Source organism: Achromobacter sp. 1014246743, assembly GCF_059760725.1.
In genome coordinates, this window is sequence record NZ_JCBANA010000086.1 from 1 (window position 1) to 25,906 (window position 25,906).

Genomic DNA, 25,906 nt, shown 5'->3' on the forward strand with positions numbered 1-25,906 from the left:
GAGTAGGCGCCTACTCCGCATGCCACCCCCGCCAGGGGCGACCTACGAAGAACAGCTCACCCGATCAACCGATCAAAGAATCAAAGCACAGCCCGAATAGCATCCCGAGCCTGATGCGACAACTCCAACCGAGTCGGCAACGTCCCATCAGCATGCTTAGCCGCCAAAGCCGGCAAGAACACCACTTCCACTGACAGCCCCGTAGCCCCCATCACCTTCCAAAGATTCGCCACCAGCGTCTCCTCGCCCACAAATGCGGCGAAGCCGCTGCGTTTGCCGTCTTTCAGAAAGCGCAGGGCTACCGGTTGGATTTCGATGGCGGCCGATCTTGCCGGTTCGAACAGGCTGGCGTGGAAGGGGCGCAGGTCGAAGCCTTCGCTGGTGGTGCCTTCGGGGAACAGGCCCACCGCGTCGCCCAGCTTGAAGCGGGCTTGCATCGACTCGCCCATTGCATGGACCGCGTGGCGTTGGCCGCGTTCGATGAAGAGCGTGCCCGCGCCGGCCACCAGCCAGCCGATCACCGGCCAGCTGCGGATTTCGCTCTTGGCCACGAACGACGTCGCGCGGGCCGAATTGAGCACGAAAATGTCGATCCAGGAGACGTGGTTCGCGACCAGCAGCACCGGGCCCGTCATGCGCGGTTCGCCCTTGAAGACGACCCGCAGCCCACAGGCCGCCATCAGGCAGCGCGACCACGTGCGGTTCAGCCAGGCGCGCGACTTGGGACGCAGCAGCGGATACACCAGGCCCACGCACAACAGGCCGAAGACGATCAAAGGCACGACGAGAAAAAGCCGGAGGACAAAGCGCAGCAGCTTCAAGCAGGGGTCTCCCAGGCCGGGCTGCCACCCACCAGGGTGGCGCGGACTCGACCGGGCAGCATCATACCCGCGAACGGCGTATGACGGCTGTGGCTTTGCAGTGCCGGCGGGGCGACCAGCCACTCCGCTTCCAGGTCCACCAGGCACACGTCTGCCGGCGCGCCGACCGCCAGGTCGCCGCGGCCGGACTGCGATGGCAACAGGCCCCGCAACACCGCTGCCGGGCCGGTCGTGACGCGGGCCAGCGCCTGCGGCAGTGGGATCCGGTTGTCGCGGGCCCATTTCAGCGTCAGTGACAGCAACAACTCCAGCCCCGTGGCGCCGGGCGGTGACAACGGGAACGGCGCGGCCTTGCCGTCGGCGTCCACCAGCGTGTGGTCCGAGCAAAGCGCGTCCACCAGGCCGTCGCGCAGCGCCGCCTGGATCGCCTCGCGGTCGCGTTGGCCACGCAGCGGCGGCGTCACGTGGAAATTCGTATCGAAATAGCCGATGTCCACGTCGGTCAGCAACAGGCTGTTGGCCGACACGTCGGCCGTGACCGGCAGACCTTGGCGGCGCGCGGCGCGCAGCAGCTCCAGGCCTGCGGCGGTGGACAGGCGCGACAGGTGCACGCGGGCGCCTGTCGCGCGTTGCAACTCGAAGATCGTCTGCAACGCCAGCGTCTCGGCTTGCGGCGGCAGGCCGTGCAGGCCCAGGCGGTCGGCGTAGGCGCCGGCGGCCACCACCGCGTTCTGGGCCAGCCAGGGGTCTTGCGGATGCAGCCATAGCGTCAGGCCCTGGCCGCTGGCGTAGCGCATGGCGCCCCACAGCACGCGGGTGTCGGCGATGCCGGCGTTGCCTTGCGAAAACGCGATGGCGCCGGCTTGGGACAACAGCGTCATCTCGGCCAGCGTTTCGCCGCGCAGGCCGACCGTCAGGGCGCCCAGCGGCAGGATGCGGGGCCGGTCGGCCGGCGCCTGGCACAGCAGCGCCTCGAGCTTGGCGGGTTCGTCCAGCGGCGCGTCGGGCTGCGGCGGCAGGACCAGCGTGGTCACGCCGCCAGCCAGCGCGGCGCGCAGTTCTGCCGGGGCGAACTGCGGGTCGGCTGGGGCCATGCGCGAACCTGGCGGAAGATTGTCGGGATGCCCCGCCGCGGCAGTCGCAGCGGCCATCGCCACAGCGCCATGGCTGGCCGCCGGATCGCGCAATACCCGGGCCGACAGATCCACCAGGCCCGGCAGCACGACCAGGCCGGTGGCGTCCAGGCGGCGATCGGCTTGGAAGCCGTCCGGGGCCTGCCCGGTGGCAACGATGTGGCCGTCGGCAATGAAGAGGTCTTGCGGACCGTCGTAGCCGCTGGCCGGGTCGATCACGCGGCCGTGGGCGATGTGCAGTCTCAAGGCGCGGCCCCCAGGACGCTCAGCGCCGCCAGGCGCAGGTGCCGTTCGGTGTCCGCCAGTTGCGCGTCGATGGCGGTCAGGCTGGCGGCGAGCTCGCCGTCGACCTCGATGCCAGGGGTCAGGCGCCCCCCGGGCAGCAGCAGCGCGTCGGGCTTGGCGGCGGCCAGGCGGGCTGCCGTCAGGCCGCAGGCGGCGGCGTATTCGCGGGCGGAGGGCAGCAGTGCGCCGCTCAGGGATTCGATATGCAGCGGCAGCACGATGACCACGTCGGCATCGGCCAGGCATTCCTGCAGCGTGGCGCAGGCGCGCACGCCGAGCTGCGGCAGGCCATCGGGCAGCAAGGTCCGCGGCGCGGTGGCGCGCACTTCGGGCACGCCCAGCGTGGTGAATGCGTGGATCAGGCTGCGGGCGACCGCGCTATGGCGGATGTCGCCGACCAGGGCGACGGCCAGGTGGGTCAGGTCTTGCCTGGCGCGCAGCATCGCCGCCACCCGCGCCAGGGCGGGCAAGGGATCGGCATGAATGCCGTCGCCGGCATTGAGGATGCGCAGGCCGGGCGGTGCGGCGGCCGCCGCGCTGACGGCAGCGCCGCTGGCGGCGTGGCGCAGCACCAGGATGCCGGGGGGCAAGTCAGCGGCGGGCGCGGGGATATTCCCCGCAGGCAGGTCGTCATCCAGCACAATCGGCCGCAAGCCCAGCCGCCGCGCAGCGGACTCGTAGTCCCGGCGCAAAGCGGCATCATCGGCAGGCAGGCCGAGATACAACGGCAGGTCCAGAGGCGCGCCGGACGGTGCCGCGGGGGTTCCTGGCGTCTTGGCGTGTGTTGCGGCGCTGGCGCTGGCGGCCGCCGCATCCTCCTGCGCAAACCCCGCGGCCGCGTCCAGCAGCCGTTCGACGTGGCGGCGCGGCAGCCCTTCCGTGGTGAGCAGGTGGATGAGTTCGCCGCGGCGGTCGAGTTGGGGATTGAGCATGAGCGGACCGGAGGGCGGGCGTCAGGGCGCCGGCAGTTTATCCAGGTAGCGTTGCAGGATGACGGCGGCGGCCATGGCGTCGTCGGCCTCGTGGGTGCCCAGCAGGCGCTGGGCTTCCATGCTGGAGCCGCGCTCGTCGACCAGTTCGACGGTGACGCCGAAGCGGCCGTGCAGTTGGTTGGCGAAGCGGCGGCAGCGCGCGGTGGCGGGCTGTTCGCCGCCGTCGGCGTCCAGCGCCAGGCCGACCACCACGCGCTGCGGCTGCCATTCCTTGAGCAGCGCGGCGATGCGCGAAAAGCGCACGTCGCGGACCTCGCTGAAAATGATTTCCAGGGGCCGCGCGTGGCGCGTCAGCGTATTGCCGATCGCGATGCCGAGCTTTTTCTCGCCGAAATCGAAGGCAAGCAGGGTTTCTTCAGGCATGGCCCGCATCGCCGGCAAGCATCACGGGATCGATGCCCAGCAGCTTGAGGGCGGCGGGGTAGCGATCTTCGGGCGGCACGTCGAAGATGATGTGGTCGTCGGCGCCGACCGACAGCCAGGCGTTCTGGCCCATTTCGCTTTCGAGCTGGCCCGCGCCCCAGCCGGCGTAGCCCAGCGTGACCAGCATGCGGGCCGGACCATTGCCGTCTGCCACGGCCTGCAGCACGTCGCGCGACGTGGTCAAGGCCATGCCGCCCAGCTTGATGCTCGAGCTGTAGTCGCCGGCAGGCGCGTGCAGCACGAAGCCGCGGTCGGTCTGGACCGGCCCGCCGAAGAACACCAGCGTGTCCTTGACCGGGCCGATCTCGAGCGCCAGGTCGATGCGTTCGAACAGCGTGCCCAGCGTCAGGTCGGTGGGCCGGTTGATGACCAGGCCCAGCGCGCCGCGCTCGGTGTGTTCGCAGACGTAGATGACCGACCCCGCCAGACTGCCTTCGACCATGCCGGGCATGGCGATCAGGAACTGGTTGGCGAAGTTGGCCGACTGGGTCTTGGGGTTCTCGTGGTGTTTTTCCGTCATGGCAACCCCTTTATTCGCGGAAAGGATCGGTATGGCCGATCAGATTTCCATCAGTTCGAAGTCCTCTTTGCGGGCGCCGCATTCAGGACAGACCCAGTTCGGGGGCACATCTTCCCAGCGGGTGCCGGGTGCGATGCCTTCGTCGGGCAGGCCGGCTTCTTCATCGTAAACCCAGCCACAAATCAGACACATCCAAGTACGCATAGTTCTCTCTTACATCAATTCCCCGCCGTCTTCCCCGTGATGGGGCAAAGGCGGAAGGCATCCATTAGAATGGGGACAATCTTACCGAAACCCAATAGGGGATCCCCTGATTCATCGCAAATGAGTCCGGGCACCCTTACTCAAGCGCTGTCCACGTGGCCCCCGTTACTCCCCCTCTCGTTTTGGTCTTCGGCCCGCTCGACCCCTCGGGCGCCGACGGTTTGCCCGCGGACGCCGTTACCTGCGCCCGGCTGGGCTGTCATGGCCTGGCGGCCGTCACGGCGTTGACGGTGCAGGACACCGCCGGCATCGAAGAAATCCATCCCGTATCGCCCGACCTGCTGGACGACCAGGCGCGCTGCCTGCTCGAGGACATGTCCGTGCAGGCAATCAAGGTGGGCGGACTATACACCGCCGAAACGGCAAGCGTAGCCGCCCAGGTGGCCGCCGATTACAGCCAGGTGCCGCTGGTGCTGCACCTGGGCCAGCGCGCCCAGGTGCCGGCCGACGCCGCCGACGAGGACGACGCCGACGACCTGCTGGCCGCCACGCTGGAACTGGTGCTGCCGCAGACCGACCTGCTGGTCATCGAGCACCTGCGCCTGGCGCAGTGGCATGCGGACGGCGACATCGATATCGGGGACGCACCATCGCCGATGCATGCCCTGGTGTCGGCCGGCGCCGAATGGGTGCTGGTGCTGGGCAGTCCGCAACGCCCCGGCCACTACGCCAACGTGCTGCTGGGCCCCAACGGCCAGACCACCACCCTGCCCTGGCAGGCGCCGCCCGACCGCAACGGCGATGCCGGCGGCCTGGCGGCCACGGCCATCACCGCCATGCTGGCCCGCGGCCTGGAAATGCCCGAGGCCGTGCGCCAGGGCCTGGCCCATGCCGACGCGGCGGTGGCCGCCAGCTTCCTGCCGGGCATGGGCCGGCGCATTCCCAACCGGATCCAACCGCAATGAAAGCCCTGCGTTTTCCCGCCGGCCTGTACGGCGTCACCCCCGAATGGGACGACACCGAGCGCCTGCTGCGCGCGGTACGCCAGGCTGCCGACGGCGGCATGCGGGCGCTGCAGCTGCGCCGCAAGAACGTGCCCGACGCCGTGCGCGCCGAACAAGCCCGCGCCCTGGCGCCGCTGTGCCGCGAGCTGGGCGTGGTGTTTCTCATCAATGACGACTGGCGCCTGGCGCTCGAGGTCGGCGCCGATGGCGCCCACGTCGGCCGCGACGACGACAGCCTGGCCCGCATCCGCGCCGAAGTGGGCCCCGACCTGATCCTGGGCGGCTCCAGCTACGACGATCTGGCCCGCGCCCGCGAACTGCTGGATGCCGGGGCCGACTACATCGCCTTCGGCGCGATGTTCGCCTCGCAGGTCAAGCCCGACACGGTGCGCGCGCCGCTGTCGGTGCTGACCGAAGCCCGCGCCCTGGTCGAAGCGCGCGACGCGCCCCGCCCGGCCGTGGTCGCCATCGGCGGCATCACGCCCGACAACGCGGCGCTGGTCGCCGCAGCCGGCGCCGACTCCATCGCCGTCATCACCGGCCTGTTCGAGGCGCCAGCCATCCGCGCCGCCGCGGCCGCCTGCTCGGCGCCCTACTCCGTTAACCGCAACCAGAAGCCTTGACCGCCATGTCCCGTAACGCTCAGCTTTTCGAACGCGCCTGCCGCAGCATTCCCGGCGGCGTAAATTCGCCCGTCCGCGCCTTCCGCTCCGTGGGCGGCACGCCGCGCTTCATCAAGCGCGCGCAAGGCCCGTACGTCTGGGACGCCGAAGACAAGCAGTACATCGACTACGTGGGCTCGTGGGGTCCGGCCATCCTGGGCCACTCGCACCCTGAGGTGGTGCGCGCGGTGCAGGAAGCCGCCGTCAACGGCCTGTCGTTCGGCGCCCCCACCGAGGCCGAAATCGAACTGGCCGAAACGCTGATCGCCCGCCTGCCGTCGCTGGAGCAGGTGCGCCTGGTCAGCTCGGGCACCGAGGCCACCATGACGGCCATCCGGCTGGCGCGCGGCGCCACCGGCCGCGCCAAGATCGTGAAATTCGAAGGCTGCTATCACGGCCACTCCGACAGCCTGCTGGTCAAGGCCGGCTCGGGCCTGCTGACGTTCGGCAACCCCAGCTCGGCCGGCGTGCCGCCCGAGTTCGTCTCGCACACGCTGACCCTGGAATACAACAACTTGGACGCGGTGCGCGAAGCCTTCGCCCAGCACGGCGCCGACATCGCCTGCATCATCGTCGAGCCGATCGCCGGCAACATGAACCTGATCAAGCCCGCGCCCGGCTTCCTGGAAGGCCTGCGCGAAGTCTGCACGCAGCACGGCGCGCTGCTGATCTTCGACGAAGTCATGACCGGTTTCCGCGTGGGGCCGCAGGGCGTGCAGGGCCTGTCGGGCGTCAAGCCTGACCTGACCACGCTGGCCAAGGTGATCGGCGGCGGCATGCCGGTGGGCGCCTTCGGCGGCAGCGCCGAGATCATGAAGCACATCGCCCCGCTGGGCGGCGTGTACCAGGCGGGCACGCTGTCGGGCAACCCCGTGGCCGTAGCCGCGGGCCTGGCCACGCTGCGCCTGATCGCCGCGCCGGGCTTCTACGACAAGCTGGCGGCCCAGACCGCCAAGCTGGCCCAGGGCCTGCAGGAACGCGCCCGCGCCGCCGGCCTGGCCTTCTCGGCCGACTCGGTGGGCGGCATGTTCGGCATTTACTTCAGCGACACGGTGCCGACCTCGTTCGCCGAGGTGTCGACGTGCGACACCGCGCGCTTCAACCGCTTCTTCCATGCCATGCTCGACCACGGCGTGCATTTCGCGCCGTCGGCCTTCGAAGCCGGCTTCGTGTCGGCCACCCACGACGACGCCGTCATCCAGTCGACGCTGGACATCGCCGAAAAGGTCTTCGCTTCGATCTGAGGCCCGCGCCGGACCGCCCCACGGGGCGCTCCGGCCTCTCGCCCCCTCAGGGCGTCTTGTAGTGCTTGTACAGCGCCGTCACGTCCCGCACGTACTGCTGCGTTTCGGCATAGGGCGGCACGGCGTCGTATTTGCGCACGGCCCCTTCGCCTGCGTTGTAGGCCGCCAGCGCCAGGTCCAGCCGGCCGGGATACTGGTCGATCAGCCGGCGCAGCAAGCTGGACCCCGCCTTCACATTGGTGGCCGGGTCCACCAGCGCGCGTTCGATATCGTCGGACGCCAGCAGCGTGGCGGCGGTGGCCGGCATCAGCTGCATCAGGCCCAGCGCCCCCTTGGGCGAGCGCGCATCACTGCGAAAGCCCGATTCCACCGCGATGACCGCGGTGATCAGCGCCTGGTCCACCCCTGAATCCTTGGCCGCCTGCGCGATCAGCCCATCGTGCGCCGTGGACGGCGGCACCGGCCCCCAGCGCAACACCCGGTTGCCCAGCGCCAGCACGCTGGCGCCGTCGCCCGCCTGCGGCTCGCAATCCAGGCAGACCTTGATGCGATTGCCGCGCAACGCGGTGCGGACCTGCGCCCGCTTGTAATACTTGGCGTAGCCGTTGGGCACCTTCATGGCGCGCCAGACGCCGAACGGGTCTTTGTAACGGTAGATCTCGTCTGCGTGCGCGGCGCCGGCGGGCATCAGCGCGGCAGCCAGGCCGGCCAGGGCAATGGCCAGCGCGAGGCCGGCTGCGCGCGTCCAGGCCGCGCCAGGCGCGGGGGGCAGGAAGCAGGAAAGGCGGGACATGGCGTGGGCGCTCCGGCGGCGTCCAGGGACGCGGATTCGAACGCCTATGCTGAGCCTGCCCGGGCGCTTTGTCGCTCGTGCCTATGCCCTAGGATCCGTCGCCACAATTTGCGCAAGCGCCCTCGCACCGACCGCTGCCGACGGCCCATTCCCGCGTGGCCCGCCGATGCAGACTTTGTAACGGAACACGGCCACAGAAATCAGGGCCGGCATTACATCTTTTGGTGGAGTTTCCCTTGCATTACTGCGCAGTAGGGCGAGGTTCATGGGTTAACATATGTCGCAATATTTCGTTTAATTACTAAATGAATGAACCTGGCTGCGAATGCCGGGCGGGAGAGGCGACAGATGGGCGCAGACCACACGCTCCAGCTACTGCTGGATGCCAATACCAACGTCCTGACGGCGGTGTATGTACCCCCGCCCTCCCCGGAGACCGACACCGCGCGCGAGGCGGGCGACCCGCCTGCCGCCGAAGGCGAAGCGCAGGCCGCCGACCAGGCCGTCGGCATCGCCCTTGCGCCCTCGCCCGCCAACCTGCCCAGCTGGGATTCCCTGGCCGCGCTGGCCGCCGCCCAAGGCTGGTCCACCGAAGCCCTGGACAACCACGCCGTCATCACCTTCATCGACCTGTGCCGCGAAGCCACGGAGCCGGTCCAGGCCCCTGTCGGCAAGGTCGTGGACGGCTCGTTCGACCTGGAGGTGGACGCCAGCTGCATGTCGGCGCTGGTGACCCTGCACCCGCCCAAGGGCGGCAAGCCGGTGGCCCTGGCCGTGCTGCGCCAGGCCATCGCCGACCAGGGCATCGTGCATGGCGTGCTGGAACAGGAACTGGCCGACGCCGTGGAACGCGGCGGCAGCCAGACGGTGCTGATCGCCCAGGGCACGCCGCCCACGCGGGGCACCCCCACTCGCTTCGAAAGCCTGCTGGACCGCCTGAAGCCCCGCGCCCAGGAAATCGACGAACTCGCCCAGGTGGACTACCGCGACCTGGGCAGCCTGCTGCTGGTGACCGCCGGCACGCCCCTGATGCGCCGGATTCCGCCGCTGCCCGGCATCGACGGCTGTGACGTGCTGGGCCAGCCGGTGCTGCCGGAAGAACTGCCCGATACGCCGTTTTCCAAAGACATGTCCGGCGTCGAGGTCGACCCCGAAGACCCCAATCTGCTGCGCGCCAGCATCGCCGGTTCGCCCAAGCTGATCCACCAGGGCGCCCAGGTCAACCCGGTGGTCGAGGTGGATGCGGTGGACCTGTCCACCGGCAACATCAATTTCGAAGGCTCGCTGCAGGTGCGCGGCGACATCAGCGCCACGATGGAAGTGCGGGTGACGGGCGACGTGGTCGTCAACGGCACCATGGAAGCCGCGCTGGTCGAGGCGGGCGGCAACGTCACGGTCAAGGGCGGCATCATCGGCATGGCCGAGGCCATGCAGGACAGCGCCAACGCCAGCACCAGCCCCGCCCGCACCGCGCACATCGTCTGCGGCGGCGACCTGAAGGCCCGCTTCATCACCAACGCCATCATCAGCGCCGGCCAGAACGTGGAAGTGGAACGCGAAATCCGCCAGAGCAGCATCGCCGCGGGCGGCAGCGTCAATGTCGGCGCGCCCAACAGCCAGCAGACCGCGATTACCGGCGGCCATACCCGCGCCCTGAAGTCGGTGCGGGCCGGCACCATCGGGTCGCCCGCGGGCGTGCCCACAGTGGTGCAGGCGGGCCTGGACCCGCACGCCGACATCAAGCGGTCGGCGCTGACGCGCAAGCGGCTGAAGATGAACGAGGAAAAGGCCAAGCTGGAACAACTGCTGCTGTTCCTGCATGCGCACCCCGAGCGCGCCACCGGCGACGTGGTCGAGCGCGCCCGCAACACCCACACCAAGCTGGGCCGCGACCTGATCCAGCTGGACGAGGAAGAAGCCCAGCTGATCCGCGACCTGCAGCCCCTGCACGACGCCACCATCATCGCCGCGCGGCGCTTTTGCGGCGGCACGAAGATTCAGGTGGGCAACAAGCAGCAGGAATTCCTGGAAGACCAGGTGGGTGGCAAGGCCGGCGTGGAAGAAGGCCAGATCGTCATCCGCTGACGACGGGCGGCGGCGTCTCGCCGGGCGCCGTGTGCGCCTGCGCTGGCCCATGACAATGAACGCGGCGCAGGGTCCGTACGACCGCCGCGCCCGGATCAGGACACGCGCGTCAAGGCGCCAACTGCTTGAACCAGGCGCGAGGCGAAATGCCGCGGTCCGGGCCCAGGATCGAAAAGCCGCCGTCCACCGGGATATCCACGCCGGTCATCCAGGACGCCGCATCGGAACACGCGAAGCACACCGCCGCGGCGATCTCTTCGCCCGAGCCCACGCGGCCCAGCGGATGAAAATGCGCGCCGACGGCGTCGGCCGCTTCGCGCGAGCCGCCCGCCAGCTGTTCGACGGAGGGCGACCAGGTCCAGGCGGGCGACACCGCCAGCACGCGGATGCCGGCGGGGGCCAGTTCCACCGCGAAATTCTTGGTGATCTGCAACAGCGCCGCCTTGGACGCCGGGTACAGCGCGCGCCCGGCCGCGCCGAACTTGCCACCGGTGCTGCCCAGGTTGATCACGGCGCTGCCGCGCGGCAGCAGGGGTGCGGCCATCTGCGTGAAGATCGCCGCCGACACGAGGTTGGTGTCCAGCGTGGCGTGCCACTCTTCGCGGGTGGACGCCAGGCCGCGGTCGGCGTACTGGCAGGCGTTGTTCACCAGGATGTCGACCCGGCCAAAGCGCGCCTGCGCCGCATCCAGGCAACGCTGGATCTGGCTGTCCTGGCCGATGTCGGTTTCGCAGAACAGCGCCGCTTCGCCCAGGCTGGCGGCCAGCGCCTGCCCGGCCTGCGCGTTGCGCCCCACCAGCACTACGTTGGCGCCCGCCGCGGCCAGGCCGCGCGCAATGTCGGCGCCCAGGCCCTGGGTGCTGCCGGTCACGATGGCGGTCTTGCCGGCCAAGCCGGGAAAGCCTGAAAAGTCCATGAATCATCCTTGATCAGTGGGGCGCCGCGGCCCAGCGCACAGCTTGCGCCACCGAGCCCGTCTGCGCAATCAGGCGCATGCTGGCCAGCGAGGCGTCGTGCACGGCCGGGTCGGCCGAGGCGCAGGCGTCTTCGGCCACCATCACATGAAAGCCGATATCGGCCGCGTGCCGCACGGTGCCTTCGACCACCGAATGCGTGGCCACACCCGCCACCACCAGCCGCCGGGCCCCCAGCACCCGCAGCGTTTCTTCCAGCGGCGTGCCGTAGAAGGCGCTGATGCGGGTGTGCTTGACCACGAACTCGCGTGGGCTGCCGGCCAGCGGTTGCAGCCCGTCGTAGAAGTCGCTGCCCCACTGCCCTTCCGCCACGGCGCCGATGCTGGCCACGTTGCGAAAGATATCGCAGTTGGGCAGCAGGTCGGCGTAGTCGGGCCGAAAGGCGATGCGCACGTGCACGATGGGCAGCCCCTGGGCCCGGGCGCTGTCCAGCAGCGACGCGGCAGCGCGCAGCAGCCGTTGGCGCACGTCGCCGTCGGCATCCAGCCCGACGCGGATCTTGCCTTCCGGATGCAGCACGTCGTTCTGGTAGTGCAGCGCCAGCACCGCGGCGTCGGTGGCGCTCACACGAACACCTCGAACACGTCGTGGGCGTCGTCGCAATTGACCAGGTCCACGCGCTTCATGCGGATGCGCCAGCTGTCGCCGTCGGCCGCCAGCTTGTGGGTGTAGCGCCCAGCCAGCTGGCGCGGCTGGCGCTTGCGCCATTCGGTCATCTGGAATGCAGAATGCACCACCAGGTTGCCGCCCGCGTCCACGCCTTCGACCTGCACGCCGCCCACCAGCCGCACGCTGCGCGTAGGGGGCTGCTGCGACCAGTTGCGCGGGTGCCCCAGGCGGCGGATGCGCACGTCGCGCAGCATGCGGTCTTCCCAGAACAGCGAGATGTGGTCGTAGGGGCTGGCCTGGCCGGGTTCGCGCGGCATCCAGTACATGCCGTCATCCGTCCACAGCGCCTGCCAGTCGCCGTAGCGGCGCTCGTCCAGCAGGCGGGCCTCGCGGTACAGGAACTGGGCGATGCGGTGATAGGCCTCGGCCGGTACGTCGGCCGGGGCCAGCTTGTCGATCGAGACGTCGAAATCCAGGTCTAGCAGCATGCGCCTTCTCCTTGGGCCGGGGCCTGCGCCACCGCGCCCGCTTCCATGTATTGCTTCCAGGCGCGGAACTGGTTGCGCATCGGCAGTTCGCTGGTGCCGTTGACCGACACCATGCCGTCGGCATCGCTGCGGTCGGTGCCGTGGTAGCGGTGCATGCTGACCCATTCGCCGCCGCGCGTGGCGTTGCCTTCCTGGCAGCGGTTGTACAGCTCGATGTCGTCCGGCATGACGTTGGACGACGGCGAGTTGATCACGTTGGCATACAGCATGGCGCGCTTGAACACGCCGTCAGGCGCGCCCTTGCAGCGGAAGGTCTGGATCTCGATCAGCGTGCGATCCACGGCGATCGGGCGAATGACGCGGAACTGCTGGAACACGGTGTGGGGCGAGCCGCTGCCGTAGATGACGGTGTTGTGGCGGTTCATGCCCAGGATCTCGCGGGCGCGTTCCGGCCCGTAGGCGGCGGACAGCGTTTCGAAGTGGGCGCGCGAAATCGGGTCGCGTTCGGCCGCGCCGGGGTTGAAGATGCCTTCCATGTAGCCATGGCCGTTGTCGTAGGCGCGCAGTTCCAGCTTTTCCCAGAACTCGTAGGGCTCGCCGTTGCCGTCCATGATGTGCAGCTCGAACGGCATTTCGCCGATTTCCCTGGCTTCGTCGCGGGCCGCGGCAAACGACGATTCATGCGTCACGCGGGCATGCATGGTGTCGTGCAGGTTCTCGTAGAACACTTTCCAGTTGGACCGCTGCATCACGCGGAAGATGCCGCCGGCCACTTCCACCTCGCCCACCGGCGAGCGGTCGCAGAGGTTGTCGATGGACGAACGCGCGCCGCCCAGGAAGTCTTCCAGGCCCTGGCCGTCACGGGCCTGGCTGGCAAAGACGAAGCCGCGGTAGCTTTCCACGCGCGGCAGCCGCCGCATCGAAAAACTGGGGTCGGTGGGGTCGTAGGACGTGCCTTCGAGCCCCTGCTTGAGCGGCACGCCCAGATGGCTGCCATCCAGCTTGAAGGTCCAGGCGTGGTACGGGCAACGGAAGAACTTGCCCACGCAGCCATCGCCGTCGGCCACCACCTTGGCGCCCTTGTGCGGGCAGCGGTTGTACAGCACGTGCACACGGCCATCGGTGGCGCGCACCATCAGCACGTCCTGGTCGCCCAGGCGGGTGGTGTGATAGTCGCCCGTCTTGGGCACCTGGCTTTCATGGCCCACGTAGACCCAGGCGCGGCCGTAGATGCGCTGCATCTCCAGCTCGAAAATGGCCGGGTCGGTGTACAGGCTGCGGTGCACGCTGTCGCCGCGCACCATCTCGCCCAATTGTTGATCGCTGTACGACATGGCGGTCTCCTACTTGTTCTCGCTGTCTTTCCAGCGCGCCATCAGCGTGTTGGACGGCAGCGTCTCGTCCAGCAGCTTGCGCGCCGTGTCACGACCGGCCACCGGCAGGCCCTCGGGGTCCAGCAGGCCGATCTGCACCAGCACGCTGGCCTGGTCCCAATAGATATGTTCGTGGCAGAGCTTGTCGCCGCGGAACTTCACGATGGCCACCAGCGGAATCTCGACATACTTGCCCGTGGGCGGCACGCCCGGCAGCATCCAGTCGATCTCGGTGGTGTGGGTGAAGCAGAACAGCAGTTCGTCCACGATCTGCGTGGCGCCCACGGTGCGCGACAGCGGCACCAGACGAGTGTCCGGCGGATTGCTGTTGACGAAGTGGTGCTGGTAGAAGCGCGAAAGCTCGCGGTAGCCGACCCCACCCGTCATGGTGGGGATGTGATTGACGTAGGGCTCGGCCACCATCGTGGCCATGGTGGCGGCCACGTCGCGGGTGCCGAATTCGTATTCGCAGTGCTTGTCCCACAGGAATGAATAGTCGAACTGCGGCCCGATCACGCGTTGCAGCGCGGCCATGCTGCGCTGGTGCGCCATCAGCGCCGACGGCTTGTCGTAATGCGCGCCGCCCGTGCGGGCAAAAGCGTGGTCCATGCCCGGATAGACGTACAGCTCGACGCCCGGCTTGCCGCCCAGCGCCTCGAGAATGCGCTGGCGTGCGGGCGGCGGACAGAAGCCGTCCTGCTCGGCGATGTGCAGCACCAGCCGGCCGCGCAGGTTCGCGGCTTCGTCCAGGCTGTCTTCGATGCCCACGCCGTAATAGCCGACGGCCACGTCCGCATCCGTGCGGCAGGCGGCCAGGTAGGCCAGCTTGCCGCCCAGGCAATAGCCCAGCACGCCGGCGCCGCCCTGCTGCTCGGGCAGCGCGCGCAACGCCGCCAGGGTCGAGGCGATGTCCTTGATGCCCAGGTCCACGTCAAAGCGCTGGTACAGCTCGAAGGCGCGCGGCATGTCGGCCGGGCCATCGGTCAGCTGGATGCCGGGCTGCTGGCGCCAGAACAGGTCGGGCGCCAGCACCACATAGCCTTCCTCGGCCAGGCCCTGCGCCGTGCGGCGCATGAAATCGTTGATGCCGAAGATTTCCTGGCACAGCACCAGGCCGGGCCCGTGCCCCGAGGCCGGCACGGCCAGGTAGGCGCCAAAAGACTGGCCATCGTGCGAGGCAATGGTGACCTCGCGGGTCGAGATAGTCGCTGTCATGCGTCGTGCTCCTTTGCGATCGTTGCCGCGCCTACTTCATCTGGCAGGCGGCGGCGAACGGGTCCTGGTACTGCGTCAGCACCGTGCCCGACAATTTGTTGGCCAGCTTGCCGTCCGCGCCCTTCTCGATGGTGCGCAGGTAGTAGTTCTGGATGGGATACTGGTTGCGATTGAATTTGAAGTCGCCGCGCACCGACTTGAAGTCGGCGCGACGCAGCGCCGGCCGCAGCGCGTCGGCGCCGAGCTTGCCGCCCGTCTGGCGCACCGCGCTGTCCAGCAGCATGGCGGCGTCGTAGCCCTGCGACGCATACAGCGTGGGGCTGCGGTGGTAGGCCTTCTTGAAGTCGGCCACGAATTGGCGGTTGGCCGGGTTGTCCAGGTCCACCGCCCACTGCGAGGTATTGCGCAGCCCCTCGATCGGCGCGCCCACGGCGCCGATGGTGTCTTCATCGCCCGAGAAGCCCGGCGCCAGCAGCACGATGTCCTTGCCCAGGCCCGCGCCATTGAACTGTTTGATGAAATTCACGCCCATGCCGCCCGGCAAAAAGAAGAACACCGCGTCCGGCTTGCTGGCGCGCAGCCGCGTGATTTCCACGCCATAGTCCAGCTGGCCCAGTTGGGTATAGATCTCTTCGGACAGGCCGCCCTTGTACAGGCGCTTGAAGCCGTTGAGCGACTCGCGTCCGCCCGGATAATCCGGCGCGATCAGCGCGACCCGCTTGAAACCCTGGTCCGCCGCGTACTTGCCCATGGCGGCGGGAATGTCCTCGTTCTGCCAGGCCACCGCGAAGAAATTCGGATTGCATCCCGCACCCGCATAGTTCTCAGGCCCGGTGTTGGTGCTGAGATAGATCGTGCCGGACTGCAAGATGGCCGGCATCACGGGCAGCAGCACGTTGGAAAACACGATGCCGGTCATGACGTCGACCTTGTCGCGCTTGAGCAGGCGCTCGACCGCCTGGCGGCCCGTATCGGCCTTCTGCTGGTCATCGGCCACCACCACTTCGGCGGGCAGCCCGCCCAGCTTGCCGCCGGTATGTTGCAACGCAAGATTGAAGCCGTCGCGAATTTCATTGCCCAGCGCGGCCCCCGGCCCGGACAGCGTGGTCAGCAGCCCGACCTTGATTTTGTCCTGGGCCGACACGCCGGCCGCCGCCGTCATGCAAACCAGCGCCGCCAGCGCACGCCGACCCCATCGTTTTCCATTCATGAGCCACCCCTTGTGTCCGCCGGCGCCGCCGGCACGATGCTGACAGAATCCGTCTGCCGTCGGTTACCGCAAGCCGCCCTGAAAATCGCCAGCTTACGCGCCGCGGCGCCGCCTTCCAACAACCCCCAGAGTAGGCCCGCCCGCCGCGCCGCTCTATCCGATTCCGCCCACGCTTATCCGGGATTCACTTAATTCCCACGGCTGGCCGATTGCATTACGCTGGTCGGCCATACGGGAGCGTTCCCGTCCCGGAGACTCCCATGCACGGCTGGTCCCGCATCGAGCTGGCGCCATTGCTCAAAAGGCGCGTGTTCAGTTCCACCCAGGCGGCGGAAACGCGCGAACGCGTATCCGAAGCACTGAAGGAACACCGCCTGACCTGGAAAGGCGGTCGCGTCGACGCCGAACTGAACCGCGGCCGCTTCGGCGCCCTGAGCGTCTGTACGCTGCGCTACGGCGCCGAAGTCCACATCGAACCCGACCGCCTGCAGGACTTCATGCTGGTCCAGGTGCCCCTGCACGGCCGTGCCCGCATCGAATGTGGCGCCGACAGCGTAGACACCCACCCCGACTGCGCCGCCGTCATCGCCCCCAACCGCGCCCTGAAGCTGCACTGGGAAGCCGGCTGCGAACAACTGCTGTTGAAGATCCCCCGCGGCAAACTGGAAACCATCGGCCGCCGCATCTTCGGCGACGCCGCCACCCGCCCCCTGGACTTCACCCCCGCGCTACGCCTGGACACCCCCATCGGCGCAGCCTGGCGCAGCATGGTCACCGGCCTGATCCACCTGCTCCCCACGCTTGACGACGGCGCCCCTCGCCCGCCTGCAGCATGGCTGGAACACCTGGAAGACACGCTGGTGCTGCACCTGCTGTACAACCAGCCGAACACCTGGCAACGCGAAGCCGGCCAGACCTCGGCCCAACCGCGGCGCCTGGCCCAAGCAGAGTCGTACATGAAAAAGAATCTGTCAGCCCCGCTAACGCTGACTGAGATCGCACGTGGCGCAGGCGCCAGCGCGAGCGCGCTGACACGACTATTCCAGGAACATCGCGGCACGACACCGATGCATGCATTGAGAACGCTGCGTCTGGATGCAGCAAGAGAACGCCTGCAGGAAGGCTCCTGTACCAGCGTGACAGAAGTAGCCGTCTCAGTCGGAATCAGCCACCTGGGCAGATTCTCGGAATACTACCGAGAACGTTTCGGGGAGCTGCCGCGCGACACGTTTCAGCTGCGAGGCTGAATTCCCATCACCCACACGCGATAGCGGCATCGGTGTACGCAAGACGACGCGTAAGCCTTGTAAGGCCGCCCGCGCGGCCGGCACAAGGCGGGCACCGCACCCTCCTCCCCCCCCACCGTCGCTGGCAAAAACGCCAAGCACACTGACCGCCCCAGCACCCGCGACTAATAAGCATCAAGAGCGCGTGACGGGGCAGGCGGGGTGAGGGCGGGGCGTTAGATGCGCCCGACGGAATCGGAAGGAACAGCCGAAGGCTGTGACGACGATGAGGAAGGGGCAGTCCGGAGCGAAGGCTCCGGACCGCAATCGTAGCCCCGCCCTCACCCCGCCTGCCCCGTCACGCGCGGCTCAAGAACTCAACCGCAACAAACAAACGAAAACCCCAAAACCCTACCCCGGCACAACAGCCGTAACTTCAATCTCGACTTTAGCCCGATCCTCAACCAGATCAGCCACCTCCACCGCCGTCATAGCCGGAAAATGCCGCCCGATCAGCTCCCGATAATGCTTCCCGATCTCCGGATAAGCCGCCACATAAGCATCCTTGTCGGTCACATACCAAGTCATCCGCACAATATGCTCAGGCTTCGCCCCACCCTCAGCCAAAATCGCAACGATATTGGCCAACGTCTGCCGAACCTGATCAGCCAGGTCATCCGATTCAAACTGCTGCTGCCCGTTCCAGCCGACCTGCCCCCCCACGAACACCAGCTTGCTCCCCACCGTCATCTCGGTCAGGATTCCATTCGAATAGCCTCGCGGCGCCATCCAATCCGGCGGTTGCAGAATCTTCATAACGTCTCATCCTATTATCAAAAAAACAAATGACGCGGAATCACTCCGCGGCGACCAGATAAGCCTGCATCCGTTCACGTAGATCGTCCGGCAGCGGCATCGACTTCATCGTCCGCAGGTCCACCGTCACGATCGTCAGCGTCGCCGACAGCCGCAACTGGCCGTCCGGCCCCTCGAAACGCACCAGCGCCTTGAACGACGCCCCGCCGATACGCTGCACCTGCAGCGTCTGGCGCAGTTGCTCGTGCCAGCGGCTCGGTGCGCTGAAATCGCACGTCACCGACGCCATCGGCGTGCCGATATGGCGATCCACGTGCAGCGCATGAAAAGGCAACCCCATGCCCTTGTCGAACCATTCCTCGACAAAGTCATTGATCATCTCGAAATAGCGAGGATAGAAAACGATGCCCGCCGGATCGCAATGACGAAAGCGGACTTCGACCTGGCTGATGAAAGGGGCTGCCATGGGATTTCCTTGTGATTCCTTAGTGCCGGTTCACGCCATCTTGCGCAGCGCAAAGCGCTGCAGCTTGCCCGTTTCCGTGCGCGGCAAGGCCGACACGAACTCGATGGCGCGGGGATACTTGTACGGTGCGATGCTGGCTTTGACGAACTGCTGCAGTGCCGCCACCATTGCATCACCGGGCTGGAAGCCGGGCTTGAGCACCACGAACGCCTTCACGAGCTGGCCGCGTTCCTCGTCGGCCGCCCCCACCACCCCGCACTCGGCCACGGCCTCGTGGCGCAGCAGGGCGTCCTCCACCTCGGGACCCGCGATGTTGTAGCCGGCCGACACGATCATGTCGTCGTTGCGGGCCTGGTAGAACAGGTAGCCGTCGTCGTCCTGCAGGAACGTATCGCCCGGCAGGTTCCAGCCCTTTTGCACGAAACGGCGCTGGCGCTCGTCGGCCAGGTAGCGGCAACCGGTGGGGCCCTTGATGGCCAGCCGGCCCACGGTGCCGTTAGGCACCGGGTTCATGTCGTCGTCCACGATCTGCGCGATGTAGCCGGGCACGACGCGGCCGATGGCGCCGCGGCGTACCGATTCGGGCGGGCTGGACACGAACACGTGGATCATCTCCGTGCCGCCGATGCCGTCGATCATCTCGATGCCGCTCGCTTGCTTCCACAATTGGCGGGTGGCGTCGGGCAGAGCCTCGCCGGCCGACACGCTCTTCTTCAGCGACGACAGGTCGAACTTGCCGACCAGCGCGGCCATCTGGCGATAGAACGTGGGCGCCGTGAACACGATCGTGGCGCGGAAGTCCTGGATCAGCTGCAACAGGCTTTCCGGCGTCAGGCGTTCGGCCAGCACGGTGCTGGCGCCCACGCGCAGCGGAAAGCACAGCAGCCCGCCCAGCCCGAACGTGAAGGCCAGCGGCGGCGTGCCGCAGAAGATGTCGTCCGGGCCCGGCTTGATGACGTGCCTGGGGAACAGGTCGCACATGGCCAGCACGTCGCGGTGAAAGTGCATGCAGCCCTTGGGCGCGCCCGTCGTGCCGCTGGTGAAGGCGATCAGGCAGACGTCATCGGCGGCGGTGTCGCAGGCCGTGAAATCATCCGGCTTGGCCGCGGCCAGCGCGTCCAGCGCATCGGGCGCGGTGTCGTTGAAGTACATGATCTGCGCCAGTTCGGCGCAGTGGTGCTCGTGACCGGGCTGGGCGCAGAACTGGGCCTCTTCCTTCAGGCGTGCATCGCACAGCACCGCCTGGATCTGCGCCTTTTCGATGATCTGCTTGAGTTCCTTGGCACGCAGCAGCGGCATGGTCGGCACGGTGACCAGGCCCGCCTTGATGGCGGCCAGCCAGGCGGCGGCCATCATGGGGTTGTTCGGGCCGCGCAGCAGCAGGCGGTTGCCGGGCACCAGCTTCATGTCTTCGGCCAGCACGCGGGCGATGCGGTTGGTCAGCGCCGCCAGTTCGCGGTAGGTCATGGTGGCCGGCTTGCCGTCCTGCGGCCAGCGCAGCGCGATGCGCTCGCCGTGGCCGCGTTCGACCATGGCGTCCACCAGTTCCACGGCGCAATTGAAGCGCTTGGGATAAGCCACGTCGGGGCCGTCCAGCAGGAATTCTGGCCATTGTTCGCCCGGGGGCAGGTTATCCCGGGCAAAGGTGTCGATGTGGGCGGATACTTCCATGAAATTCCCCTTGCTGCTGCGGTGTGGTTGACTATGCGGAAGGCGGAAGGCTCGATGGCCTCTTTATGCCTTCAGCAGTTCGCGGGCGATGATCAACTTCTGCACTTCGGTGGCGCCTTCGTAGATACGCAGCGCTCTGATTTCCCTGTAGAGCTTCTCCACCGGCATTCCCGACACCACGCCCGCGCCGCCGAACATCTGCAACGCGCGGTCGATCACGGTCTGCGCCGATTCCGTGGCCGTCATCTTGGCCATGGCCGCTTCGCGCGTGGTGCGTACTTTCTGCACGTCGCGCATCCACGCGGCGCGATAGGTCAAAAGCGCCGAGGCGTCGATAGCGGTGGCCATGTCGCCCAGCGCGGCCTGCGTCAGTTGCAGGTCGGCCAGCGTCTGGCCGAACATGCGGCGCGACTTCGAACGCGCCAGGCCTTCGTCCAGCGCGCGGCGGGCAAAGCCCAGCGCGGCGGCGGCTACCGAGGCGCGGAAGATGTCCAGCGTCATCATGGCCAGCTTGAAGCCCTGCCCCGCATCGCCCAGCCGGTGCGACACTGGCACACGGCAGTTGTCGAATGTGATGGTGGCCAGCGGGTGCGGCGCGATCAGCTCGATGCGTTCCGAGACCTCGAAGCCCGGGGTGTCGGCATCCACCACGAAGGCGCTGATGCCGCGTGCACCCGGGGCCTCGCCGGTGCGGGCGAAGACGCAGTAGAAATCGGCGATGCCGCCGTTGGAAATCCAGGTCTTGGCGCCGTTCAGCACATAGGCGTCGCCATCCAGGCGGGCCTCGCAGGCCAGCGCGGCCACGTCGGAACCGGCATCGGGCTCAGACAGCGCAAAGGCCGCGATGGCCTCGCCGCGGGCCACGCGCGGCAGATAGCGCTGGCGCAGCTCGTCAGAGCCCATCAGCGAAATCGCGCCGCTGCCCAGGCCCTGCATGGCGAAGGCAAAGTCGGCCAGGCCTTCGTGGCGCGCAAAGGTCTCGCGCAGGATGCAGACCGCGCGCGAATCGACTTCCGGCAGCGCGCCGCCCCAGGCGCCGCCCGGGCCGCCGGCCACCGCATAGCGCAGCCAGCCGGCCTGGCCCATGGCCTTGACCAGCTTCTTGCAAGCGGCGTCAGCATCGTGGTGGTCCACGTCGGTCAGCGCGCCCTCGCACCAGGCGTCGACCTCGTGCGCCAACTGGCGATGGGTCTCGTCGAAAAAGGGCCAGTCCAGCCAGCTTGCGTCGCGCATCATCAATTCCCTTCGAAAACGGGCTTTTGCTTGGCCACGAAGGCCTCGTAGGCGCGATGGAAGTCGCGCGTCTGCATGCAGATGGCCTGGGCCTCGGCTTCGGCCTCGATGGCCTCGTCCACGCCCATGTTCCATTCCTGGTGCAGCAGCTTCTTGGTCACGCCGTGGGCGAAGGTGGGGCCGGCAGCCAGTTGCGCGGCCAGCTTGGCGGCAGCGTCCATCAGCTCGCCCGATTCGTGCAACGCGTTGAAGAAGCCCCAGCTGGCGCCCTCGTCAGCCGTCATGGCGCGGCCGGTGTACAGCAGTTCAGAGGCGCGACCCTGGCCGATCATGCGCGGCAGCAGCGTGCAGGCGCCCATGTCGGCGCCCGCCAGGCCCACCCGCGTGAACAGGAAGGCGGTGCGCGAGGCCGGCGTGCCCAGGCGCATGTCGGACGCCAGCGCCACCATCGCGCCGGCGCCGGCGCAGATGCCGTCCACCGCTGCCACGATGGGCTGCGGGCAGGCGCGCATGGCCTTGACCAGGTCGCCCGTCATGCGGGTGAAGTCCAGCAGCTCGGGCATGCTCATTTTGGTGAGCGGCCCGATGATCTCGTGCACGTCGCCGCCCGAGCAGAAGTTGCCGCCGGCGCCGGTCACCACCACCACCTTGATGTCGGTCGCGTACACCAGGGCGCGGAACAGATCGCGCAGCTCGGCGTAGGAATCGAAGGTCAGCGGGTTCTTGCGCTCGGGGCGGTTGAGCGTGATGGTGCCAACCTTGCCGTCGGCCGACACCTGCCACAGGAACGTGCGGGCCTGGTAGTCGGCCAGCGGGCGCTTGTGGTGCTTCATGGTGTGCTCTTCGGGCTGGGTGCTCATGGTGTCTCCGTTCATGAATGCTGGGGATGGGGGCCGGCTCAGCCGGTCATCACTTCACCGCCGTCGACGGCGATGGCCTGGCCGTTGATCGCCGCCGACGCCGGCAGGGCCAGCCAGGCGACCGTCTCGGCCACTTCTTCGGGCTGCACCAGGCGGCCCTGCGGGTTGCGATCGGCCAGCTTGGCGCGCGCGGCTTCCGGCGTCATGCCGGTCTTGTCGACGATATTGGCCACCGCGCCGCGCACGATGTCGGTTTCGGTATAGCCCGGGCAGACGGCGTTGACGGTGACGCCCTTCTGCGCGGTTTCCAGCGCCAGCGAGCGGGTCAGGCCGATGACGCCATGCTTGGCCGCGCAGTAGGCGCTGACGTAGGCGTAGCCGATCAGGCCGGCGGTGCTGGCCACGTTGATGACGCGGCCCCACTTGGCGGCCAGCATGCCGGGCAAGGCGGCCTGGATGCAATGAAAGGTGCCGGTCAGGTTGACCGCCAGCATCGACTGCCACAGCGCAGCGTCGGTGCGGTCAAAGCGCTGGCTGACGGCCTGCCCGGCGTTGTTGACCAGCACCAGCACGGGGCCGAGTTCGGCCTCGGCCTGGGCAAAGGCCTGGCGGACCGACGCCTCGTCGGCGATGTCCGCGCTGACCGCCTGCACCTGGCCCAGGCTGGCCAGGCTGTCGACGGCGGCTTCCAGCGCACCGCCATCGCGGCCCAGCAGCGTGACGCGGGCGCCGCGCGCCAGCAGCGCGCGGGCGCTGGCCAGGCCGATGCCGCGGGCACCGCCCGTCACCAGGGCGTGGCGGCCTGCCAGGGGTTGGGCGAGCGTACTCATTTGATGTCCAGTTGCGCCATGGCGGCGGCGCGCTCGAAGTTGGTTTCCAGCTGGCGCTTGCCGGCGAAGTACTGGCTGGGCCAGGCCACATCGCGGTAGCCCACGCGGGCGGATTCGCGCAGCGTCCAGGACGCATCGGCCAGGTGCGGCCGCGCCAGCGCGCACAGGTCGGCGCGACCCGAGGCGATGATGGCGTTGGCGTGGTCGGCCTCGAAGATGGCGCCCACCGCGATGGTGGGAATGCCGGCCTCGTTGCGTACGCGGTCGGCGAACGGGGTCTGGAACATGCGGCCGTAAACGGGCTTTTCTTCCTTGCTGACCTGGCCCGACGAGCAGTCGATCATGTCGGCGCCAGCGGCCTTGAAGTGGCGCGCGATCTCGACCGCATCGTCGGCGGTGATGCCGCCCTCGACCCAGTCGCTGGCCGAGATGCGCACCGACATGGGCTTGTCTTCAGGCCAGACGGCGCGCACGGCGTGGAACACTTCCAGCGGGAAGCGCAGGCGGTTTTCCAGGCTGCCGCCGTAGTCGTCGTCGCGCTGGTTGGTCAGCGGCGAGATGAAGCTGGACAACAGGTAGCCGTGGGCGCAGTGCAGTTCCAGCCAGTCGAAACCGGCAGCCCGGGCGCGGCGGGCGGCGGCCACGAAGTTGTCGCGCACCTGGTCCATGTCGGCACGCGTCATGGCGCGCGGCGTCTGCGACACGCCATCGATGTAAGGCAAGGCCGACGCCGACAGCAGCGGCCAGTTGCCTTCGGCCAGCGGATGGTCGATCTTCTGCCAGCCCAGCTGGGTGGAACCCTTGCGGCCGGCATGGCCGATCTGCACGCCGATACGGGCATCGCTGTTGCCATGCACGAAGTCGACGATGCGGGCGAAGGCCTGCTGCTGTTCGTCGTTCCACAGCCCCGGGCACCCCGGGGTGATGCGGGCATCGGGCGACACGCAGGTCATTTCGACCATGACCAGCCCGGCGCCGCCCATGGCGCGCGCGCCCAGGTGCACCAGGTGGAAGTCGCCCGGCACGCCGTCGGTGCACGAGTACATGGCCATGGGCGACACCAGGATGCGGTTCTTGAGCCGCACGCCGCGCGCCTGGTAGGGCGTCAGCATGGGCAGCGGCGGCCGCTGGCCGGCCGGCGCCGGGGCGCCGGCATGCTCGGCGATCCAGCGCTCGAAGCCTTCGAGCCAGGCCGGATCGCGCAGCCGCAGGTTTTCGTGCGAGATGCGCTGCGAACGGGTCAGCAGCGAGTAGGCGAATTGTTCGGGTTCGAGTTCCGCATAACGCTCGACGTTCTCGAACCATTCGGTGGAGTTGCGCGCGGCGTTCTGGATTTTCAAGACTTCCACGCTGCGCACGTCTTCGTAGTGCTTGAGCCCGCGCTCGACGCTGCCTTCGGCGCCGCTCAGGCAGCGCGCCAGTTCGATGGCGTCTTCCAGGGCCAGCTTGGTGCCGGAGCCGATGGAGAAGTGGGCGGTATGGGCGGCATCGCCCATCAGCACGACGGGCACGGTGCGCTTGCCGCGGGCGGTTTCAAGCGGGTTCCAATGCACCCAGGTGTTGCAGATGACGCGCGGAAAGCGAATCCAGATGGCCGAGCCGCGCAGGTGCGAGGCGTTGCTGATGAGCGCATTGCCATCCAGCCAGGGCGCGAACAGTTTTTCGCAGTAGGCGATGCCCTCTTCCTGGCTCATCTGTTCGATGCCGGCGGCCTGCCAGGTTTCTTCGGGCGTTTCGACGATGAAGGTCGACATGCCGTCTTCATACCGATAGGCATGGGCCTGGAACCAGCCATGCTCGGTCTGGACGAAGGCAAAGGTGAAGGCGTCGAAGACTTTCTTGGTGCCCAGCCAGACGAAGCGGCAGCGGCGCTGGTCGATGTCGGGATGGAAGGTGTCGGTGTAACGGGTACGGATCTGGCTGTTGATGCCGTCGGACGCGATGACGAGGTCGGCATCGTATTCGCGGGCGATGGCCTGGTCGTCCTGGACGAAGTTTTCGAAGACGAGCTTGACGCCGACGTCTTCGCAACGCGCCTGCAAGATGTTCAACAGCTTTTTGCGGCCGATGCCGATGAACCCATGGCCGCCGCTGCGAATGCTGCGTCCCTTGAAGTGGATGTCGATGTCATCCCAATGATTGAAGGCATCGCCAATGGTCTGGGCGGAGACGGGATCCGCCTCGCGCAGGTTCTGCATGGTGGCATCGGAAAACACGACGCCCCAACCAAAGGTGTCATACGGACGGTTGCGCTCGATGACGGTAACTTCGTTGGCGGGGTCTTGCAGCTTCATGAGCAGACCGAAATACAAGCCGGCGGGACCCCCACCAATGCAGACTATTTTCATTGCCGTAATGCTCCATGAAGGGCGATCTGCGAGTGACGGGATCGCGGCTTTTTAGGTCTTGATAGTTTAGGCTTGAAATATATACCTGGATGGGGAGGATCGCAAATGGGGGAAACGTTTAGTTGAAATGGGGACGGGATGTGGGGTGGTTTTTTGGGGGTGGGTTTGGTTGCTGGCGGGGAGCGGTCTTCGTGGGTCGTCCCTCGAGGCGGTGGCATGCGGGGCGGGCGCCCACGATTGCGGTCCGGAGCGTTCGCTCCGGACTTGCCTAGGCGGCCCCCCCCGTCGTCATCGTCGTCCAGGCCTTCGGCCTTCCCTCTCAAGAAACTCCCGTCAAGCTGCTGATTTGTTTGGGGTTTTTTCACGGAGTCTCTGGAAGTGGCGTGAGGCTATAGCCCATCGCCTGGGCGCGCTTGGTCAA

The 25,906-nt window shown here is 67.7% G+C and carries 25 protein-coding genes; 5 read left to right on the forward strand and 20 right to left on the reverse strand.

Annotation, left to right across the window (positions count from 1 at the left end; genetic code table 11):
- Window positions 1–80: 80 nt before the first annotated feature.
- The 6 genes from AC6LJ2_RS26365 to AC6LJ2_RS26390 are packed head-to-tail and all read right to left on the reverse strand — an operon-like array spanning window position 81 to window position 4,378.
- Window positions 81–821 (reverse strand): lysophospholipid acyltransferase family protein, encoded by a 741-nt coding sequence (locus tag AC6LJ2_RS26365; RefSeq protein WP_263914380.1) that lies wholly within the window; start codon window positions 819–821, stop codon window positions 81–83.
- Window positions 818–2,200, reverse strand: a complete 1,383-nt coding sequence (locus AC6LJ2_RS26370; RefSeq protein ID WP_445658118.1) for a dihydroorotase — start codon at window positions 2,198–2,200, stop codon at window positions 818–820. Before AC6LJ2_RS26370 ends, AC6LJ2_RS26365 begins: the two co-directional genes overlap by 4 nt.
- The gene (locus tag AC6LJ2_RS26375; protein ID WP_263914383.1) at window positions 2,197–3,171 is read right to left on the reverse strand and encodes an aspartate carbamoyltransferase; all 975 of its coding nucleotides are present in this window, start codon (window positions 3,169–3,171) and stop codon (window positions 2,197–2,199) included. The genes AC6LJ2_RS26370 and AC6LJ2_RS26375 overlap by 4 nt, the downstream gene beginning before the upstream one ends.
- Window positions 3,172–3,192: 21 nt before the next feature.
- On the reverse strand, window positions 3,193–3,594 hold the full coding sequence (gene ruvX / locus AC6LJ2_RS26380) for a Holliday junction resolvase RuvX (protein ID WP_445658117.1): 402 nt from the start codon (window positions 3,592–3,594) through the stop codon (window positions 3,193–3,195).
- Window positions 3,587–4,174: a YqgE/AlgH family protein gene (locus AC6LJ2_RS26385; protein ID WP_263914385.1), complete on the reverse strand. Its 588-nt coding sequence runs from the start codon at window positions 4,172–4,174 to the stop codon at window positions 3,587–3,589. The genes ruvX and AC6LJ2_RS26385 overlap by 8 nt, the downstream gene beginning before the upstream one ends.
- A gap of 39 nt (window positions 4,175–4,213) precedes the next feature.
- Window positions 4,214–4,378: a rubredoxin gene (locus tag AC6LJ2_RS26390; protein ID WP_003814980.1), complete on the reverse strand. Its 165-nt coding sequence runs from the start codon at window positions 4,376–4,378 to the stop codon at window positions 4,214–4,216.
- A gap of 155 nt (window positions 4,379–4,533) precedes the next feature.
- Between AC6LJ2_RS26390 and AC6LJ2_RS26395 the strand changes: the two genes are divergently transcribed.
- From AC6LJ2_RS26395 to hemL, 3 genes are read left to right on the forward strand one after another with little or no spacing between them, the layout of a single operon-like run.
- Window positions 4,534–5,343, forward strand: a complete 810-nt coding sequence (locus AC6LJ2_RS26395) for a hydroxymethylpyrimidine/phosphomethylpyrimidine kinase (protein ID WP_445658116.1) — start codon at window positions 4,534–4,536, stop codon at window positions 5,341–5,343.
- Window positions 5,340–6,005 carry a thiamine phosphate synthase gene (gene thiE / locus AC6LJ2_RS26400; protein WP_445658115.1) on the forward strand — a complete coding sequence of 222 codons (666 nt, stop codon included), beginning with the start codon at window positions 5,340–5,342 and terminating at the stop codon, window positions 6,003–6,005. The genes AC6LJ2_RS26395 and thiE overlap by 4 nt, the downstream gene beginning before the upstream one ends.
- A 5-nt stretch (window positions 6,006–6,010) precedes the next feature.
- Window positions 6,011–7,288, forward strand: coding sequence for a glutamate-1-semialdehyde 2,1-aminomutase (gene hemL, locus AC6LJ2_RS26405; RefSeq protein ID WP_263914387.1), 1,278 nt, complete (start codon window positions 6,011–6,013; stop codon window positions 7,286–7,288).
- A gap of 46 nt (window positions 7,289–7,334) precedes the next feature.
- On the opposite strand, the gene AC6LJ2_RS26410 is transcribed toward hemL, so the two are convergent.
- Entirely contained in the window at window positions 7,335–8,081 is a 747-nt protein-coding gene (locus AC6LJ2_RS26410) for a transglycosylase SLT domain-containing protein (RefSeq protein WP_263914388.1), read from the reverse strand.
- Window positions 8,082–8,429: 348 nt separating this feature from the next.
- Here AC6LJ2_RS26410 and AC6LJ2_RS26415 point away from each other — a divergent pair, with 348 nt between their 5' ends.
- On the forward strand, window positions 8,430–10,166 hold the full coding sequence (locus AC6LJ2_RS26415; RefSeq protein ID WP_498152499.1) for a flagellar assembly protein A: 1,737 nt from the start codon (window positions 8,430–8,432) through the stop codon (window positions 10,164–10,166).
- A gap of 109 nt (window positions 10,167–10,275) precedes the next feature.
- Here the strand turns inward: AC6LJ2_RS26415 and AC6LJ2_RS26420 are convergent, their stop codons facing one another.
- From AC6LJ2_RS26420 to AC6LJ2_RS26445, 6 genes are read right to left on the reverse strand one after another with little or no spacing between them, the layout of a single operon-like run.
- A complete protein-coding gene (locus AC6LJ2_RS26420) occupies window positions 10,276–11,082 on the reverse strand; it encodes an SDR family oxidoreductase (RefSeq protein ID WP_263914390.1) in 807 nt (268 codons plus the stop codon).
- A 13-nt stretch (window positions 11,083–11,095) separates the two neighbouring features.
- Window positions 11,096–11,707 (reverse strand): cysteine hydrolase family protein, encoded by a 612-nt coding sequence (locus AC6LJ2_RS26425; protein ID WP_263914391.1) that lies wholly within the window; start codon window positions 11,705–11,707, stop codon window positions 11,096–11,098.
- Window positions 11,704–12,237 carry an aromatic-ring-hydroxylating dioxygenase subunit beta gene (locus AC6LJ2_RS26430; protein ID WP_498152500.1) on the reverse strand — a complete coding sequence of 178 codons (534 nt, stop codon included), beginning with the start codon at window positions 12,235–12,237 and terminating at the stop codon, window positions 11,704–11,706. The genes AC6LJ2_RS26425 and AC6LJ2_RS26430 overlap by 4 nt, the downstream gene beginning before the upstream one ends.
- The gene (locus AC6LJ2_RS26435; protein ID WP_263914394.1) at window positions 12,228–13,571 is read right to left on the reverse strand and encodes an aromatic ring-hydroxylating dioxygenase subunit alpha; all 1,344 of its coding nucleotides are present in this window, start codon (window positions 13,569–13,571) and stop codon (window positions 12,228–12,230) included. The genes AC6LJ2_RS26430 and AC6LJ2_RS26435 overlap by 10 nt, the downstream gene beginning before the upstream one ends.
- Window positions 13,572–13,580: 9 nt before the next feature.
- The gene (locus AC6LJ2_RS26440) at window positions 13,581–14,825 is read right to left on the reverse strand and encodes a dienelactone hydrolase family protein (RefSeq protein WP_498152501.1); all 1,245 of its coding nucleotides are present in this window, start codon (window positions 14,823–14,825) and stop codon (window positions 13,581–13,583) included.
- A 31-nt stretch (window positions 14,826–14,856) separates the two neighbouring features.
- Window positions 14,857–16,035 (reverse strand): ABC transporter substrate-binding protein, encoded by a 1,179-nt coding sequence (locus AC6LJ2_RS26445; RefSeq protein ID WP_263914396.1) that lies wholly within the window; start codon window positions 16,033–16,035, stop codon window positions 14,857–14,859.
- Window positions 16,036–16,295: 260 nt separating this feature from the next.
- Between AC6LJ2_RS26445 and AC6LJ2_RS26450 the strand changes: the two genes are divergently transcribed.
- The gene (locus tag AC6LJ2_RS26450; RefSeq protein ID WP_498152502.1) at window positions 16,296–17,282 is read left to right on the forward strand and encodes an AraC family transcriptional regulator; all 987 of its coding nucleotides are present in this window, start codon (window positions 16,296–16,298) and stop codon (window positions 17,280–17,282) included.
- A gap of 390 nt (window positions 17,283–17,672) precedes the next feature.
- Here AC6LJ2_RS26450 and AC6LJ2_RS26455 read toward each other — a convergent pair whose 3' ends face one another.
- The 7 genes from AC6LJ2_RS26455 to AC6LJ2_RS26485 all read right to left on the reverse strand — a co-directional run bounded on the left by AC6LJ2_RS26455 (window position 17,673) and on the right by AC6LJ2_RS26485 (window position 25,485).
- Window positions 17,673–18,077 carry a RidA family protein gene (locus AC6LJ2_RS26455; RefSeq protein ID WP_175193439.1) on the reverse strand — a complete coding sequence of 135 codons (405 nt, stop codon included), beginning with the start codon at window positions 18,075–18,077 and terminating at the stop codon, window positions 17,673–17,675.
- A 40-nt stretch (window positions 18,078–18,117) separates the two neighbouring features.
- Window positions 18,118–18,543: an acyl-CoA thioesterase gene (locus tag AC6LJ2_RS26460; protein WP_175218676.1), complete on the reverse strand. Its 426-nt coding sequence runs from the start codon at window positions 18,541–18,543 to the stop codon at window positions 18,118–18,120.
- 30 nt (window positions 18,544–18,573) lie between these two features.
- Complete coding sequence (locus AC6LJ2_RS26465) at window positions 18,574–20,214, reverse strand: AMP-binding protein (RefSeq protein ID WP_263914399.1); 1,641 nt, start codon at window positions 20,212–20,214, stop codon at window positions 18,574–18,576.
- Between the two features lie 63 nt (window positions 20,215–20,277).
- Window positions 20,278–21,447 carry an acyl-CoA dehydrogenase family protein gene (locus tag AC6LJ2_RS26470; RefSeq protein ID WP_445659121.1) on the reverse strand — a complete coding sequence of 390 codons (1,170 nt, stop codon included), beginning with the start codon at window positions 21,445–21,447 and terminating at the stop codon, window positions 20,278–20,280.
- A gap of 2 nt (window positions 21,448–21,449) precedes the next feature.
- A complete protein-coding gene (locus AC6LJ2_RS26475) occupies window positions 21,450–22,307 on the reverse strand; it encodes an enoyl-CoA hydratase family protein (RefSeq protein ID WP_498152503.1) in 858 nt (285 codons plus the stop codon).
- A gap of 38 nt (window positions 22,308–22,345) precedes the next feature.
- Complete coding sequence (locus AC6LJ2_RS26480) at window positions 22,346–23,137, reverse strand: SDR family NAD(P)-dependent oxidoreductase (protein WP_498152504.1); 792 nt, start codon at window positions 23,135–23,137, stop codon at window positions 22,346–22,348.
- Window positions 23,134–25,485, reverse strand: a complete 2,352-nt coding sequence (locus tag AC6LJ2_RS26485) for a bifunctional salicylyl-CoA 5-hydroxylase/oxidoreductase (protein WP_263914403.1) — start codon at window positions 25,483–25,485, stop codon at window positions 23,134–23,136. The genes AC6LJ2_RS26480 and AC6LJ2_RS26485 overlap by 4 nt, the downstream gene beginning before the upstream one ends.
- Window positions 25,486–25,906 lie beyond the last annotated feature (421 nt).

Bases quoted from the DNA above. Each gene is read 5' to 3' on its own strand.
- AC6LJ2_RS26445 (WP_263914396.1), bottom strand. From the start codon at position 16,035: ATGAATGGAAAACGATGGGGTCGGCGTGCGCTGGCGGCGCTGGTTTGC.
- AC6LJ2_RS26470 (WP_445659121.1), bottom strand. From the start codon at position 21,447: ATGCGCGACGCAAGCTGGCTGGACTGGCCCTTTTTCGACGAGACCCAT.
- AC6LJ2_RS26375 (WP_263914383.1), bottom strand. From the start codon at position 3,171: ATGCTCAATCCCCAACTCGACCGCCGCGGCGAACTCATCCACCTGCTC.
- AC6LJ2_RS26475 (WP_498152503.1), bottom strand. From the start codon at position 22,307: ATGAGCACCCAGCCCGAAGAGCACACCATGAAGCACCACAAGCGCCCG.
- AC6LJ2_RS26385 (WP_263914385.1), bottom strand. From the start codon at position 4,174: ATGACGGAAAAACACCACGAGAACCCCAAGACCCAGTCGGCCAACTTC.
- AC6LJ2_RS26430 (WP_498152500.1), bottom strand. From the start codon at position 12,237: ATGCTGCTAGACCTGGATTTCGACGTCTCGATCGACAAGCTGGCCCCG.
- AC6LJ2_RS26420 (WP_263914390.1), bottom strand. From the start codon at position 11,082: ATGGACTTTTCAGGCTTTCCCGGCTTGGCCGGCAAGACCGCCATCGTG.
- AC6LJ2_RS26460 (WP_175218676.1), bottom strand. From the start codon at position 18,543: ATGGCAGCCCCTTTCATCAGCCAGGTCGAAGTCCGCTTTCGTCATTGC.
- AC6LJ2_RS26390 (WP_003814980.1), bottom strand. From the start codon at position 4,378: ATGCGTACTTGGATGTGTCTGATTTGTGGCTGGGTTTACGATGAAGAA.
- AC6LJ2_RS26450 (WP_498152502.1), top strand. From the start codon at position 16,296: ATGCACGGCTGGTCCCGCATCGAGCTGGCGCCATTGCTCAAAAGGCGC.
- AC6LJ2_RS26485 (WP_263914403.1), bottom strand. From the start codon at position 25,485: ATGAAAATAGTCTGCATTGGTGGGGGTCCCGCCGGCTTGTATTTCGGT.
- AC6LJ2_RS26415 (WP_498152499.1), top strand. From the start codon at position 8,430: ATGGGCGCAGACCACACGCTCCAGCTACTGCTGGATGCCAATACCAAC.
- AC6LJ2_RS26480 (WP_498152504.1), bottom strand. From the start codon at position 23,137: ATGAGTACGCTCGCCCAACCCCTGGCAGGCCGCCACGCCCTGGTGACG.
- AC6LJ2_RS26435 (WP_263914394.1), bottom strand. From the start codon at position 13,571: ATGTCGTACAGCGATCAACAATTGGGCGAGATGGTGCGCGGCGACAGC.
- hemL (WP_263914387.1), top strand. From the start codon at position 6,011: ATGTCCCGTAACGCTCAGCTTTTCGAACGCGCCTGCCGCAGCATTCCC.
- AC6LJ2_RS26410 (WP_263914388.1), bottom strand. From the start codon at position 8,081: ATGTCCCGCCTTTCCTGCTTCCTGCCCCCCGCGCCTGGCGCGGCCTGG.
- AC6LJ2_RS26440 (WP_498152501.1), bottom strand. From the start codon at position 14,825: ATGACAGCGACTATCTCGACCCGCGAGGTCACCATTGCCTCGCACGAT.
- ruvX (WP_445658117.1), bottom strand. From the start codon at position 3,594: ATGCCTGAAGAAACCCTGCTTGCCTTCGATTTCGGCGAGAAAAAGCTC.
- thiE (WP_445658115.1), top strand. From the start codon at position 5,340: ATGAAAGCCCTGCGTTTTCCCGCCGGCCTGTACGGCGTCACCCCCGAA.
- AC6LJ2_RS26455 (WP_175193439.1), bottom strand. From the start codon at position 18,077: ATGAAGATTCTGCAACCGCCGGATTGGATGGCGCCGCGAGGCTATTCG.
- AC6LJ2_RS26465 (WP_263914399.1), bottom strand. From the start codon at position 20,214: ATGGAAGTATCCGCCCACATCGACACCTTTGCCCGGGATAACCTGCCC.